This is a genomic window from Arcticibacter eurypsychrophilus (genome assembly GCF_001730525.1).
In the GTDB taxonomy this organism is placed as follows: domain Bacteria; phylum Bacteroidota; class Bacteroidia; order Sphingobacteriales; family Sphingobacteriaceae; genus Arcticibacter; species Arcticibacter eurypsychrophilus.
The window spans coordinates 60,123-73,584 of the sequence record NZ_MDFN01000015.1; the positions used below are offsets into that span (position 1 = coordinate 60,123).

Here is a 13,462-nt window from a genome sequence, read left to right on the forward strand (position 1 = left end):
GCTTTTGTAAAACCAATTATACAAACTAAATTATTCAAGGACATGAAAAAAATCATACACTTTTGTTCGTCCCCACCTATTTTTAATTATAAATATGGCATAGCAATTACTGCATGTGTTCTTATTTTATTCACGGTGGAAGAGGGGTTTGCGACTGTGCCAACTGGAATTAAAACTACTCCCCTGACCAATTCAGTAAGGCAAAACGCGGTGACCGGGACAGTAACAGATGAAAAAGCCACTCCATTGCCGGGGGTAAGTATTCAGGTCAAGGGCACCGCGACCGGTACGATAACAGATGCAAACGGAAAATATTCACTTCAAACAAGCAATCCCAATGCGATACTTGTATTTTCCTTTATAGGTTATACGAGCAGGGAAGTTCATCTCGCCGGAAAAACCATTTTAAATATTCAGCTTACGCCTGACGCAAAATCATTAAATGAAGTGGTTGTAGTTGGTTATGGAACACAGAAAAAAGCCACTTTAACAGGATCTATTTCCCAGGTTAGAGGTGCTGAACTGGTTAGAAGTCCGCAGCCCAACTTGTCTAACTCTTTAGCAGGACGATTCTCAGGTGTGATCGTGAATAACCGGGGTGGTGAGCCGGGTTATGACGGTTCCAACATCACGATCAGGGGTTTGGCTACAACAGGAAGCAACAGTGTACTTGTTGTTGTAGATGGGATTCCAGGACAGATTGGCGGATTGGAGCGGCTTGACCCAAATGATATTGAAAGTGTATCGGTTTTAAAGGATGCATCGGCGGCGATTTATGGGAACCGGGCAGCAAATGGGGTTATATTAGTAACCACCAAGAGGGGCAAATCGGGCAAGCCGACTATCAACTATAGCTTTAATCAGGGCTTTAGTTCACCAACACGTTTACCTCAGATGGCTGATGCACCCACCTATGCGCAGATCATGAATGAGATCAATTATGACTCAAATCCAAATGGTGGTCTGAATCAGTCGTACTCAGATGAGCAGATTCAAAAGTTCAGGGATGGATCGGATCCTTTGTTATATCCCAATACGGATTGGATCAAAGAAACCTTAAAAGATGTGACCATGCAGAATCAGCATAGCCTATCCATTAGCGGTGGAAGTGATGATGTGAAGTATTTCTTATCCATGGGTACCATTAACCAGGATGGGTTGTATAAGAATGGGGCAACTACCTATAAGCAATATAATTTCAGATCCAATGTAGACGCTAATATCTCAAAGATTTTAAAGGTTGGAATGTCTTTATCAGGAAGAGAGGAAGACCGTATGTATCCTCTGGTGGGTGGAGGGGATATTTTCCGATCCATTTATAGGTCTAAGCCAATTGCAGCGACCTATTATACCAATGGCCTGCCGACAACAGGTATTGAAAACGCAAACCCTGCAGCACAGGTAACTGATATTGGTGGAACGGTAAATAACCCTACTCAGACATTCAACGGGATCTTAAGGGCTACTTTACTGATTCCGGGAGTTGAGGGATTATCGGTAGACGGGTTCTTCTCTGTTGATAAGTCTAATATGTTCAGTAAAAGTTTTAACAAACCTTATCTGCTTTACCGTTATGACGCAGCAACAGATCTATATAACAGTGTAATTGTTGGCGGTAACAACAATAAGGCGACGTTGATCGAAAAACACAGTAATCAGGCCTTGCTTACTTCGAATATTAAATTGAATTATGCCCGTCGTTTTGGATTACATGACCTCAGTACTTTTGTTGGTTATGAACAAAGTGACGACCATTACGAGTACTTTGACACCCAACGCCTGAACTTTCTATCTACTTCATTACCTGAATTATCTCAGGGTGGTACTGCTGCAACCGATTTTTTAAATTCTGGCTACAGCACTAACTATACACGACGAAGCATTATCAGTCGTATCGCTTATAATTTTGATGAGAAGTATTTATTTGAAGGTCAGTTACGTGTGGATGGGTCCTCGATCTTCCCTCAGGGTAAACAATGGGGGTACTTCCCTTCTGCATCTGTAGGATGGCGTATTTCGAAAGAAAGGTGGTTTGAAAGTAATGTAAAATTCATTAACGACTTGAAATTGAGGGCTTCTTATGGTTCATTGGGTAATGACAATGTAAAAGGCTTCCAGTATTTTGATAATTATGTTTTGGTTGGGAACGGTTTCGTTGCCAGTTTACCAGCGAGTGGATCCTCTACGATTCAGCCAGGGGTTAACCTGGTTAAGCTAGCTAATCCGGATATCACCTGGGAGGTATCTAAAAAACTGGATGTTGGAATCAATGGTATTATATTTAAAAATATATCTTTTGAAGCGATCTATTTTAACCAGAAGAGAGCTGATATTCTGACCACACGAAATGCCTCTTTACCGGGTTCTTCAGGCATCGTAAATCCTTTTGTTACGGATACTTCGCAGCCTTTAGTGCCCTCTGAAAATATAGGCAAAATAAATAGTGAAGGGTTTGAAGGCACTCTGGGTTACAGTCAGCAGGGCCATGAATTTAATTGGGGGATTTCCGGAAATATCACCTATGCGAAGAATGAAGTCATCTTCATTGATGAAGCAGCGGGTACGCTTGATTATCAGCGGAAAACAGGACGTCCACTCAACACTTCCCTGCTGTATAACAGCATTGGCCTTTTTCGTACACAGGCGGACCTGGATGCTTATCCGCATGTATCTGGTGCTAAAATTGGTGACCTGATCTACGAAGATTATAACGACGACGGGCAGATCACAGCGGACGACCAGACGCGTTCAAAATATGCGAATATCCCACAAATTACCTACGGTTTTACTTTAAATGCATCTTATAAAAGCTTTGACCTGTCTGTGCTCTTTTCCGGACAAGCGCGAGTGAGTCAATACGTTTTACCGGAAGCAGGCAGTGTAGGTAACTTTTATAGCAGCTGGGCCGATAACCGGTTTAGTGCAACCAATTTAAACGGCACATATCCGCGGGTTACGGATCGTGCGTCAAATGCCATCAGCGGCGGCCAGTTCCCTAATACCTTTTGGTTAAACAATGTTGCTTTTTTGAGGCTTAAGAATGTGGAGTTAGGTTATAACATCAAAGCTCCTTTTCTTTCCAAGATTAAGGTATCGGGATTACGATTATATGCCAGCGCCTTCAACTTGTTCACTTTTACCAAGGTGAAAGATTATGATCCAGAAGGGGAAAATGGAAGCGGACAGTTTTATCCACAGCAACGAATTATCAACCTGGGCGCTAACGTTAAATTTTAAACAGAAGACCATGAAAACTCGATATATAAAGCCACTATTTTTAATGTTATGTGCATTACTGACGTTATCGGCATGTAAAAAAGATTTTTTAAACGTAGAACCTACCGATCGGATTGCAACCTCAGCTATTGAAACGGACACCTCTGTTTTTGAAGCGTATGTCACCAACCGCTATATAGGTACCCGGTTACAGGATAAGGAAGCAGATGGATCAGATCCTGGTTTTGGAAGGGGATTTGAGTACAGTATGATGAGTTCGTTTACAGATGAATCGGTCTATAACAATGATGATTTTACCTGGCTGATCCAAAGAGGACAGCTGGCACCAGAAAACTTGGGAAGTGCAGGCATCTTCTGGGCCAGGAGCTATAGGGGGATCCGTGAAATAAACTATGCTTTAAGTGTTCTTACCAAAATTGAAATGAGTGCGGGCCATAAGCAAATGATCGATGGCGAACTTAAATTTATAAGAGCTATGCGCTATCAGGATCTGATCAGGAATTATGGCCGCGTGGTTTTAATGGGCGATAAAGTAACAAATCTAACAGATGACCTGCAGAATCCTTCCCTATTTACCAGGGCTACCCTGAAAGAAGGGATCGATTATGTGGTGGCTCAGTTAAATGAAGCCGCTGCGGAACTGCCTTTGAATAATAGTGGGACATGGATGTTAGGACGTGCAACAAAAGGTGCTGCATTAGCGCTTAAATCAAGATTGCTGCTTTATGCGGCCAGTCCCTTGTATAATACAGGTAGTTGGGCTGATGCCGCCTCTGCTGCCCAGCAAGTGATCAGTTTGAATAAATACGGTATTTACACCGGGGGATATAGAGAGCTATTTTTAACGAATGAAACCAATGAGGCCATTTTTGAACGGCTGTTTACTAAAAATGCCAATCATGTCCATTTAGAGATAGCAAACGGACCTAATGGCTACGGTGGTTGGGCAGGTAATGCGCCTATGCAAAACCTGGTTAATGATTACGAAATGGCAAATGGCAAAGCTATTACTGATCCTACATCAGGGTTTGATGCAAATAACCCGTATGCCAACCGGGACCCTCGTTTTGCGGCAACCATTCTATATAATGGTGCGACTTACCGGGAACGTGCTATTGAAACTTTTATTCCTGGAGGAAAGGATAGCAAGGATGGGATCGATAACTGGAACACGACAAAGACTGGTTATTACCTAAAGAAGTTCATGAATGACGCTTATCCCTTACAAAACCCATGGGGTAATGCAGGATTTCAGCCCTGGATCTATTTCAGGTATGCGGAAATATTGCTAAACTTTGCGGAAGCTGCGAATGAAGCGTATGGACCTGATGTGGTTCCTTCGGGCTCCACTTTCTCGGCAAGGCAAGCGGTAAACCTCGTTAGGGCAAGACCAAGTGTCAGTATGCCCGCCTTAGCTACAGGCTCAACACAGGTACAAATGCGTGATGCTGTACGTTATGAGAGAAGGGTTGAACTAGCCTTTGAAGAGCATCGCTTTTATGATGTACGCCGCTGGAAAATAGCAGAAGTAACTGAGAATAAACCAGCTGCAGGGGTGATCATTACCAAAACAGCTACTGGGTTTTCTTACACGCCAAAGATAGCTCTTGACGGACGTAAGTTTGAAACTAAACATTATTGGCTGCCTATTCCCCGAACAGAAATACAAGCCTCCAATGGACAGTTGGAACAAAATCCTGGTTATTAATTATTTATAGATATTAGCTCAAATGAAACTTACTATCAAACCATTACGAATCATAATACCCCTTTTGCTCCTTCTAATTTTATTGAACGGAAAAACGGCATTCGCTCAGAATGTGAATGAAAAAGAATCGTTTAATACAGGTTGGAAATTTCATAAGGGTGATTTAAAGGAGGCGCAAAGTGCTACTTTTTCTGATCAGGATTGGCGGGGTGTTATATTACCGCATGACTGGAGCATTGAGGGGCCGTTTAGTAATCAATGGGCCAGTGCCACGGGATACTTACCGGGTGGGATCGGCTGGTATAGAAAAAGTTTTAGCCTGAGTCAGGCACAAAAGGGTAAACGGCTCTATATCTACTTTGATGGCGTGTATATGAACAGCGAAGTGTGGATAAACGGCCATTACTTAGGTAAACGTCCAAATGGTTTTACACCTTTTGAGTATGACATTACGCCTTATGTCAATCAGGTTGAAAAGAATGTGATCGCAGTGAAAGCGGATCATAGTGAATTTGCTGACTCCCGGTGGTATACCGGTTCGGGAATCTACAGGAATGTGTATCTCAAGGTAAAGGAAGCTGTTCATTTGAAATTATGGGGCGTTGGTTTCAGCACGCCATTGGTAAATCAGGCTAAGGCTGATGCGCAGGTTAACCTATCTATTGTGAATCATCAGTCGGCGATTGCTGCGATTACCGTCAAGACTTCGTTAACCGATGCTTTAGGTCGGGTAGCCGCGCAGAAAGACCTTTCTCTTCAGGTTCCGGCAAATGGAAGTGCTCCTGCAGATTTGAATTTTACGGTAAACAAACCACTGTTATGGTCGGTAGATCAGCCTAATTTGTATCAGTTGCGCGTTAGTCTATGGCAAAATGGTAAACAGATGGATCATTGGCAGGATGAGGTCGGTTTTCGTAGTATTCACTTCGATGCGGATAAAGGCTTTTTCCTGAATGATGTGGCCATGAAATTAAAGGGGGTATGTATTCATGATGATGCGGGTGCACTTGGGGTAGCCGTTCCTGAAGAAGTATGGGTCCGCCGTCTGCGGAAACTAAAAGCCGTGGGTTGTAATTCCATCCGCCTAAGTCATAATCCGCATGCGGAATACTTGTACCGCCTATGCGACGAAATGGGTTTTCTAGTGATGGACGAGGCTTTTGACGAGTGGGAATATGGTAAAAATAAATGGGTGGAGGGCTGGAATGTGGGGAAACCTGCTCAATTCGGCTATCATGAGTATTTTAAGGAATGGGCGGAGCGGGACGTAAAAGATATGGTATTGCGAAGTCGCAACCATGCTTCCATCATCATGTGGAGCATCGGTAATGAGATCGATTACCCAAATGACCCATATACGCATGCGGTGCTCGACAGTGGACGCAATCCGCAGATCTATGGAAAGGGTTTTATGCAGGATCATCCGCCGGTAAGCAGATTGGCGGAGATCTCCAAAAAATTGGTTGCAGCGGTTAAGAGTGTAGACCGTAGTCGCCCCGTTACAGCTGCTCTTGCTGGTGTGGTCATGTCGAATACAACAGATTATCCAAATAACCTGGATGTGGTGGGCTATAATTACCAGGAATACCGGTATAAAGAGGACCATGAGAACTATCCTAAACGGATTATTTATGGTAGTGAAAACGGAATGCATGTATCTGCCTGGAATGCGGTGGACAGCAATCAATACATATCTGCACAATATTTATGGACAGGCATTGACTATTTAGGAGAAGCAGGGAAATGGCCATCCAGAAGTAATGAGGCAGGGTTACTTGATTTAGCAGGGTTTGAAAAATCAGCTTATTACTTACGGTCAAGTTTATGGTTGAAAGAGCCGGTCATCTATTTAAACACCTTTGATGGTGAGGCTTCAGAAAGGACTGTGCGAAATGCCAGACTTTCCGGGCGGAGTTGGAACTGGACTGCGGGATCTAAAAGCAAAGTAAGCTGTTATTCAAATTGTGATGAAGCGGAGCTGTTTTTAAATGGCCATTCATTGGGTAAAAAAGTAGTTCCGAAAGATCATCTGGTTTTATTTGATCCGATTGATTTTGTTGTTGGAGAACTTTCAGTAAAAGGGTACCGGCAAGGGAAAGAGGTTAGCAGTGATGCAATTCGCACAGCCGGTCCGGCTACTGTTATTAAGGCCGCAGTTTACCGGGATAAGCTAATTGATCAAGCTTCGCCTTATCAGCAGATTGAGGTATCTGTGCATGACTCAAAAGGGGTACCAGTGTATCTCGCAGATGGTATGTTAACGGTAAAAACCAATGACGATGTTGTCATTCAGGGAATAGAAAACGGAGACCCTGCAGCTCATGATTCCTTTACAGACCAGCAGCATCAGGTTAGAAACGGAAAACTTATTATATACATCAAAAAGGCAAATGGAGGCAAGCCGGCAAAGCTAACTTTGAGCTATCCAGGTGCTTCTTCTACTCAGGTAAATATTTAATACGCAAAAAATGAAATTCAATTCTTTTCTTTTCTCAATCATGGCCTTACTGATGCTGAACAGCTGTAAAAGCCGGACGGAACATACATTTGGTTTAGCTGATTCTACATTTTTACTGGATGGAAAACCTTTTCAGATTATATCAGGTGAAATGCATTATCCTCGTGTACCCAGGGAAGCCTGGCGTGACCGTATGAAAATGGCCAAAGCAATGGGGCTGAATACCATCGGTACATATGTATTTTGGAATTTGCATGAACCGGAAAAAGATCATTTCGATTTTACAGGCAATAATGATATTGCTGAATTTGTGCGAATTGCAAAAGAAGAAGGACTTTGGGTGATCTTGCGTCCAAGTCCTTATGTATGTGCGGAATGGGAATTCGGTGGCTATCCCTACTGGCTTCAGAATGAAAAAGGACTGGTTGTACGAAGTAAGGAAAAACAATATCTGGAAGAGTATCGAAAATACATTAACGAGGTAGGCAAACAGCTTGCAGGTTTACAGGTAAACCATGGCGGTAATATCCTGATGGTGCAGGTGGAGAATGAATACGGATCGTATGGCAGTGATCAGGAATACATGAAAATCAACGAGCAGCTGTTTAAGGATGCAGGTTTTGATGGTCTGCTATCTACCTGTGATCCCGCAAAAGATGTAAAAAATGGATATTTGCATGGCGTTGTTCCCGGAGTTAATGGTATTGATAACCCTCAGCAAGTTAAAGAAATTGTGAACAAATATCATGAAGGTAAGGGGCCTTATTTCATAGCAGAATGGTATCCTGCCTGGTTCGATTGGTGGGGTACTCCGCATCATACTGTACCTGCTAAAGATTACTCCGGCCGGTTGGATACGGCACTTGCTGCCGGCATCTCGATCAATATGTATATGTTTCATGGTGGCAGCACCAGGGGGTTTATGAACGGGGCAAATGATAAGGATTCCACGCCTTATGAACCTCAGATCAGCAGTTATGATTATGATGCGCCTTTGGATGAAGCGGGAAATGCTACGGATAAATTCATGCAGTTTCGTGAGGTGATTAGAAAACATCTTCCTGCTGGTCAGGAACTGCCTGATGTGCCTGCTCCTAAACCTGCGGCAGCATTGGCGGACATTACCTTTACCAAATCGGTTTCAGTTTTTGATCTTCTAGGGACTCCAAAGGTCAGTACTCATCCGCTTACTTTTGAAGATATGAATCAGGCTTACGGTTACATGTTGTATCGTACAACGGTTCCGGGTGGTACTAAAGGCTGGTTGAAAATTAAAGAATTGCGGGATTACGGATTGGTTTTTATCAATGGTAAACGAGCTGGAATTTTGGACAGAAGGATGGATCAGGATAGTCTGCTGGTTAATCTGCCCAAAGGGCAAGTGACGCTGGACATTCTGGTAGAGAATATGGGCAGGGTTAACTTTGGTCCAAATCTGTTGAAAAACAAAAAGGGGATTACTCAGGAGGTTACTTTGAATAAAAAAGTTATATCATCCTGGAAAATGTATGGATTGCCTTTTGATCAGGTAGATAACAATAAGATAACTGGAGAGGTTAAAAATTCATCAGGTCCTGCTCTTAGTTACGCCTCATTTGATGTATCTAAAGTGCAGGATACTTATTTAGATCTACGAAAATGGGGTAAGGGAATGATCTGGGTAAACGGGCATAACCTGGGTAAATACTGGAGCATCGGTCCGCAGCAAACAATTTATCTTCCGGCAGAATGGCTGAAGAGTGGGAAAAATGAGGTGGCGGTGTTAGAACTTATCAAACCGGAACAAAAGGTTTTGAGCAGTTTAGGTAAACCAATTCTGAATGAATTAAAGTAAGGAAATACCCGTGCATCTTTTCAATAAAATTTGTTTTTTGATATTAAAAAATTGATATTGGTTCAGGATAATAATAAATCATGAATAGAAATATCAGTCAACTTTATCAATTATCTTCCAAACCGGTTAAAAGAATCATAGGGTTAATGTCCGGTACATCTTTCGATGGATTGGATGTTGCTTTGTGTGAATTTAAAGGTAGCGGCAACGATACGGAAGTACAAGTTTTAAACTTTACTACTGTTAATTATGAGGAGCCTTTCAAGCAGGATTTGAAATCCATTTTTTCAAAACGGGTTGCCGACATACAAAAGGTTACTTTACTGAATGAATTTATAGGGTCTTATTTTGGGGAATTAGTGTTATCCTGCTTAAAGAAATGGGATTTAGAGCCTTCGACTGTTGATTTCATTGCCAGTCATGGCCAGACTATCTTTCATGCACCAAAATCACTGCATCGTTTAAAAGAGTATGGAAATGGCACACTGCAGATTGGGGATGGTGATCACTTGGCGGTTAAAACAGGAATTATCACGATAAGCGATTTCAGACAAAAGCATATTGCTTCAGGTGGAGAAGGTGCTCCGCTGGCGGTATATGGCGATTATCTTTTATTTTCCAGTATGCATACCGCCAGAATTATGCTCAACATAGGCGGGATTGCCAACTTTACTTATTTGCCTGCCTGCAAAACACCAAAGGGCATCTTTTCTACAGATGTTGGTCCGGGAAATACCCTCATGGATCAGTATATGCAGTTAAACTATCCTGGAAGGTATTATGATGAAGGTGCAAAGTTGGCCCTTTCTGGAACGATTAATCAACCTTTGCTGAAGGCTTTGCTCGACAATCCGTTTTTTAATGCCGGGTTCCCCAAGACTACTGGTCCTGAACTTTTCAGTCTGGCTTATTTGCAACTTGCTATTACTAAATCGTATAAAACTGACCTGAAACATGAAGATGTAATGGCCACTTTATCTGCTTTTTCGGCACAGAGTATTATCCTGGCTATTAACAAAAGTGTGCCTGAGGCTGAGCCTTTTGAGATTTATGTAAGCGGTGGTGGAATGCATAATCCGCTACTGATGCAGCAAATTGAAAAGCATTTCAAATTAGGTCCGATCCAGTCTACAGCGGCATTGGGTATAGATCCGGATGCTAAAGAAGCGGTATTATTTGCTTTACTGGCCAATGAGGCGGTAGCGGGTGGTGCGGTTGACTATGGCGATAACATTGGTTTCCCTTCTGTATCGCTGGGGAAGATCAGTTTTCCGGGTTAATCGTTTGTCTTTCTATGTTTCAGGTAATAACTGATCAGCTTTGCGGCGATAACCACGTGATTAATCAGGTTAGGGATTAAACCATAGTGTTTAGTGAAGATTTGAAAACGTTCCTGCAGACTTTGGCGGTGTTTGGCTTTCGACATCCCTCCCACCAGGTATTTGGCGACATAACGATTGGTATTACTGATCTTCTTTGCTTTCTGTACGGCATTAAGGATCCAGTCGATATCGGCACTGAGCTGGTATTGCAGGTCGTAAGGGGAAATTAAAGACCTTCGGATATAAATGGCCTGATGAGAGATGCTCATGCCATAGCGGAAGCTGTCGTGCGTAAAAGTAGTGGGTGCCTGATGTCTTCTGCGGCCCAAACTTTCCCATTGCTCATTGTACATTTCCGTTTCACCATAATAGATATCCGCATCTTCTGCAGAGGCAAATACCTGTTCTACTGTATCCGGAGTATAAAGCTCGTCTCCAGAGTTCATAAACAAAACATAGTCTCCGGTGGCCAGGGCGAGTCCTTTATTCATGGCATCGTAGATTCCTTTGTCTTTTCCACTGACAAGTTTGGTGATTTGAGATTGGTATTTCGTAATGACCTCCATTGTGCCATCCGTTGAATTGCCATCAATGATGATGTATTCAATAGCGGGATACGTTTGGTTAAGGATAGAAAGGATAGTGCGTTCAATAGCCTTTACGTTGTTATATACGACGGTAATGATACTTAAAACGGGCTGGTGATCCTGATTATTCATGGTAAAGATCTGAATGTTTTTGCGCTATAGTTTGCAGATTGAAATTCTCAGATGCCCATTCCCTTGCAGCCAGACTAAGACTGGCATAATCCGGATTATTCAGGATCGTATAAATTCCATTCGCTAAATCTTTTGTATCCTTTAGCGGCGCAAGGTAGCCATTAATGCCATGCTGCACAATATCGGTGACACCTGATGTCCGGAATGCAACAACGGGGGTACCACATGATAAACTTTCTAAGGCGGTATAACCCATACTTTCTTCCAGTGAAGGAAAAACAAATACATCGGAAAGGCTATACAGCTTGACTAACACTAAATCACTACTTATTTTGCCCATAAAACGATGGGGAATGGGAATATCGAGATGGAGCCCCTCGGCATTGCTGCCATAAAATAAAAGGATTATCCGGCCTTTGTCTACCCCAGGATGCGCCAGTAAATGAGTAATGGCTTCTATAAGCTCCAGAAGTCCTTTATGACGATCGGATTCGGATGGCATGTAGCCTGCAAGGATGACCTGGGCCCGTGGATCTATACCGAATTCAGCTCGACATTCGACTTTATTTAAAGGTTTGAAGATATCGGTTTCCAATGCATTGGAGATGACCCGTACCTGCTTATTCGCAGAGAGGGAGGCCTCAAGGGCACATCGTCCCATCCAGATACTGGGGGCAATAAATGTAAAATTGAATTCCTGATAGGCTTTACTTTTCGCAAGCCAGGTACGGTGGGAAAGATCGTTTGCTGATGGATTTTTTAATGCTGGACATGCTCCGCATTCCTGCTTAAAATGAGTACATCCGTAACGCACATGACAACCACCGGTTATAGGATTACTATCGTGAAGAGTCCAGAAAATCTTCTTATTCAGTTGCGCCAGCTCGCCCATCTTTGATGGGGATAGAAAGCCATGATTGATCCAATGGATATGAATGACATCTGCATCCTGAAGGACCTTAAGCGTTGAGGGCGAAATACCAAAACGCTGCAGGGAGAAAGGGATCTGCTTTCCTTTTAAAAAGGGCTTAATCAAAAAGCGCTCGGCTAGGATATTAAACACTGCCTTGATGCGGCCTATAAATGTATTCGAAATGGCCGTTACACCGGATTGCGGATTAAACTGATACAGGCAAATTACCTGCGAATCGATACCCAGCAGCTTTAACCCTTGATTTAGGCGTAATACCGCCCTTCCTGCCCCACCGTTGCCGTCATAGGTATTGAGATGTATAACCTTCAATCGCTTTTTATTTATTACGGGCATTAATTTTCCATTTGGTAATTATATGATTGAAATACCGGATTCCGCGTTGCAGATAGGTTCCCTTGCGATGCTTCAGGAAATCTTTCACTGCCCGATAGGCGATTTCGTTTTCCTTGATTACATCAGGAAATTTAGAGATCCTGAAATTATTCATTTCTCCTGCATAAATGGTGCTTACGCCGGAATGTACTCCGGTACCGTCATGCCCTATATTTTCAATCAGCGATACGGCCGGATTTAAAGAAAGTCCTTTGTTGAGGAATACGGATGAGTACCATCTGATGGCCCATGAATTATTCCTTCCATGCTTGAACTCCATAACGTGTTTCCAGAAGTTCATTGATCCTTCTAACTGAAACTGGTACTTTGAACTGGCATCGAACTTAGAGATAATGGTGTCTATATTGGGTTCAAATTTCTTCCATGCTCTATCCCATGTTGCCCATGCCTGACTGCTGGCTATGCGTAGTAAAAAGGTTTCGGGAAGATTATTGACTTTCAGGGGATACATGAAAGCGGTGATGTGCATCACCTGCTCTACGCCCTGGTATTTTGTTAATCCTTCATTGAAATACTGAATTGTATACGGAGAAGTGATGACATCATCTTCGAAAACGATAACCTTTCCATATTGGTGGGTTAATCGGTTCACCCCATCGATAACAGAATTAGCTAATCCAAAATTTTTATCCCTGTTGATCACTTCAACAGATTTGAAACCATCTACACTTTTAATCAGGTCTCTAACCGCTTTTACATTCTCTTCGTCACCATCTCTGGCTCCATCGGAAAATATAAACAAACGGGATTCATCAGCCAGAAAATTCTTCTGCAGAAAGGTAATGGTCCGGCGGGCATGGTCAGGACGGTTATAAACGAAAAGTGCGATAGGAGCAAAATTTTGCATAGATCTGATT

At 42.7% G+C, this 13,462-nt stretch carries 8 protein-coding genes; 5 read left to right on the forward strand and 3 right to left on the reverse strand.

Annotation, left to right across the window (positions count from 1 at the left end):
- The first annotated feature begins 42 nt into the window (after window positions 1–42).
- The 5 genes from BFL47_RS09865 (at window position 43) to BFL47_RS09885 (ending at window position 10,517) form a co-directional block, all read left to right on the forward strand.
- On the forward strand, window positions 43–3,237 hold the full coding sequence (locus tag BFL47_RS09865) for a SusC/RagA family TonB-linked outer membrane protein (RefSeq protein ID WP_083257103.1): 3,195 nt from the start codon (window positions 43–45) through the stop codon (window positions 3,235–3,237).
- Window positions 3,238–3,247: 10 nt separating this feature from the next.
- The gene (locus BFL47_RS09870) at window positions 3,248–4,945 is read left to right on the forward strand and encodes a RagB/SusD family nutrient uptake outer membrane protein (protein ID WP_069659687.1); all 1,698 of its coding nucleotides are present in this window, start codon (window positions 3,248–3,250) and stop codon (window positions 4,943–4,945) included.
- 22 nt (window positions 4,946–4,967) lie between these two features.
- A complete protein-coding gene (locus tag BFL47_RS09875) occupies window positions 4,968–7,403 on the forward strand; it encodes a sugar-binding domain-containing protein (RefSeq protein ID WP_069659630.1) in 2,436 nt (811 codons plus the stop codon).
- Window positions 7,404–7,413: 10 nt separating this feature from the next.
- Window positions 7,414–9,237 (forward strand): glycoside hydrolase family 35 protein, encoded by a 1,824-nt coding sequence (locus BFL47_RS09880; protein ID WP_069659631.1) that lies wholly within the window; start codon window positions 7,414–7,416, stop codon window positions 9,235–9,237.
- 80 nt (window positions 9,238–9,317) lie between these two features.
- On the forward strand, window positions 9,318–10,517 hold the full coding sequence (locus BFL47_RS09885; RefSeq protein ID WP_069659632.1) for an anhydro-N-acetylmuramic acid kinase: 1,200 nt from the start codon (window positions 9,318–9,320) through the stop codon (window positions 10,515–10,517).
- On the opposite strand, the gene BFL47_RS09890 is transcribed toward BFL47_RS09885, so the two are convergent.
- Genes BFL47_RS09890 through BFL47_RS09900 form a run of 3 tightly spaced genes read right to left on the reverse strand, consistent with a single transcriptional unit; the run spans window position 10,514 to window position 13,452 of the window.
- Complete coding sequence (locus BFL47_RS09890) at window positions 10,514–11,278, reverse strand: glycosyltransferase family 2 protein (protein ID WP_069659633.1); 765 nt, start codon at window positions 11,276–11,278, stop codon at window positions 10,514–10,516. The genes BFL47_RS09885 and BFL47_RS09890 overlap by 4 nt on opposite strands.
- Entirely contained in the window at window positions 11,271–12,545 is a 1,275-nt protein-coding gene (locus BFL47_RS09895) for a glycosyltransferase (protein ID WP_083257104.1), read from the reverse strand. The genes BFL47_RS09890 and BFL47_RS09895 overlap by 8 nt, the downstream gene beginning before the upstream one ends.
- Window positions 12,529–13,452: a glycosyltransferase family 2 protein gene (locus tag BFL47_RS09900; protein WP_069659634.1), complete on the reverse strand. Its 924-nt coding sequence runs from the start codon at window positions 13,450–13,452 to the stop codon at window positions 12,529–12,531. Before BFL47_RS09900 ends, BFL47_RS09895 begins: the two co-directional genes overlap by 17 nt.
- Window positions 13,453–13,462: the final 10 nt, after the last annotated feature.